The sequence below is a fragment of the Colwellia sp. MB3u-41 genome (assembly GCF_014076845.1).
In the GTDB taxonomy this organism is placed as follows: domain Bacteria; phylum Pseudomonadota; class Gammaproteobacteria; order Enterobacterales; family Alteromonadaceae; genus Colwellia_A.
Map to the genome: position 1 here is coordinate 1 of NZ_JACGUT010000019.1, position 1,884 is coordinate 1,884.

Here is a 1,884-nt window from a genome sequence, read left to right on the forward strand (position 1 = left end):
TTAATGAAGATAAAAGCTCCATACGCAAACAAGCCAAAATAAAGCGTTGAAGCTGTAGCGGCTAATATTTGAAAGTTACTCTTAATCTGATTCATGAACTGCATCTCCTTTTGCAACATAACGCCTTACTAAGCGGCGGTAAATTGTTGGCTAAAATTGCGAGGAACGAAGCTAGCCAACTGTTTAGCGTCCGTTTGAGTAACTTGTTAGGTGAAATTACTTATAACATCTTGCGCTCTACTTTTTGAAAATACATTATTGATTTCAGGATCTGTAAACTCTGCTACCACATCCGCTATATCTTCATTTGAGAATGAAATTGATTCACACAGTTGAGCCGCATCTGCAATGTAACTTAATTCAGAGTTAGATAATTTATCTTCAATAAACAAAGTACACAATTTCGTTATTTCATTTTCACCAAATTGAAGCTCACAATCTTCAATTACGACGATATCTATTGAGCTACCAACTACTTTTATTAAAGCTTCATAATCTTCGTGGTATTCACTAAATTCGGATAGGAAATCTTTTGGCGATAACTCATCCTTAAGTAAATTTGATAGCGAACTCAGCTTCATGCACTTTCACCTAACGCCCCATTAAGAGGCTTTTAATTGTTGGTTATAATGTGAAGCGAAGCGGAACCTAACCAACTGTTAAAAGTCCTGCTTGAATGGCTTGTTATATTGCAATATTTACCAGTCTAGAAGCAATACTTTCTGTGCCCCCAAATGATTTATTTAACCATTTACTATGATTATATAAATGCTCGCCAGACCGTGAAACCAAATGGACTCCTTGAATAATAACAGCATGGAATCCTGTACGATCAATTTCTAATTGAGATTCAGATAAGTCTGGGAGTTCATCGCAAACAAACACAACATAAGCACCAACTTCTTTAAACAGCCACATAGCTGAAGCATGTTGCTTAATTAATTTACGAGCGTTTGCTATTTGAATTTTAATATCTAAATTAGAGTCAAATTTAATAACTGATAAAGTGTATTTAGCCAAATTTTTCTTTTTAACTAGACATAAGCTTAAATCACTGCACGTTGGAAGTGAGTTTGGATAGACTTCTGGAAAAAAAGCATTCTCAATTTTACTAACAATACTCACCGAACCTCCTTGTGCAATATAACGCCCCACTAAGAGGCAAATAATAGTTGGTTATAATAGAGAGCGAAGCGAACAAAACCAACTGTTATTTGTCCTGCTTGAATGGCTTGTTAGGCTATTTCACTCAAAACACTGTGCTTTACCAATAGCTACAAAACTACTAGGTTTTAACATTAAAACACCTAAAATAGGCTCACCTATTAAATACACAGGATTGCTAGTTTCAAGCTCGGTTAAGTTGTTGAACCTTGATTGTTTAAAGGTAATGTTTTTAAAAGTACTCTTTGCTTTTGTAACTAAAGAATCTTTATCACATGCCATTTTTGAAGTATCAACATGGATATCTATAACTTTAAATTCATGATCTAAGACTAAAAGTATAGGAAAGCTTTCCTTTGTATATGTTGCGGTGTGTGTTCCGCAATGCTCACCACTTTTAGAAGGTGAATCAAATTTAAGATGAGTATTCGATTTAACTGTCATTCCTAATGATATTGTTGAAAATCCAATTTGATCATCATTTTGGTGCATCATGTCCAAAATAGGACAACTATTTTTAGAATAAGATAAATTAGAAAAAGTTAACATTAATAAGAATAAAAAGCTTTTCATATACTCCCTCACTATTGAATAGCCTAACGCCACATTAAGCGGCAAAAAATTGTTGGCTAAAATGTGAACGGAGTGAAACAGCCAACTGTTTTTTGTCCGTTTGAATGCCTTGTTATGCGATTTTTACATTACCACAAACCGTACAAT

General features: G+C 34.1%; 3 protein-coding genes. All 3 read right to left on the reverse strand.

What is annotated here, in order from left to right:
* Window positions 1-206: 206 nt before the first annotated feature.
* The 3 genes from H4J73_RS01165 to H4J73_RS01175 all read right to left on the reverse strand — a co-directional run bounded on the left by H4J73_RS01165 (window position 207) and on the right by H4J73_RS01175 (window position 1,737).
* Window positions 207-581: a hypothetical protein gene (locus H4J73_RS01165; protein ID WP_182176782.1), complete on the reverse strand. Its 375-nt coding sequence runs from the start codon at window positions 579-581 to the stop codon at window positions 207-209.
* Window positions 582-684: 103 nt separating this feature from the next.
* The gene (locus H4J73_RS01170) at window positions 685-1,125 is read right to left on the reverse strand and encodes a hypothetical protein (protein WP_182223105.1); all 441 of its coding nucleotides are present in this window, start codon (window positions 1,123-1,125) and stop codon (window positions 685-687) included.
* Between the two features lie 120 nt (window positions 1,126-1,245).
* Window positions 1,246-1,737 (reverse strand): hypothetical protein, encoded by a 492-nt coding sequence (locus H4J73_RS01175; RefSeq protein WP_182223106.1) that lies wholly within the window; start codon window positions 1,735-1,737, stop codon window positions 1,246-1,248.
* Between the last annotated feature and the right edge of the window lie 147 nt (window positions 1,738-1,884).

Bases quoted from the DNA above. Each gene is read 5' to 3' on its own strand.
- H4J73_RS01165 (WP_182176782.1), bottom strand. From the start codon at position 581: ATGAAGCTGAGTTCGCTATCAAATTTACTTAAGGATGAGTTATCGCCA.
- H4J73_RS01175 (WP_182223106.1), bottom strand. From the start codon at position 1,737: ATGAAAAGCTTTTTATTCTTATTAATGTTAACTTTTTCTAATTTATCT.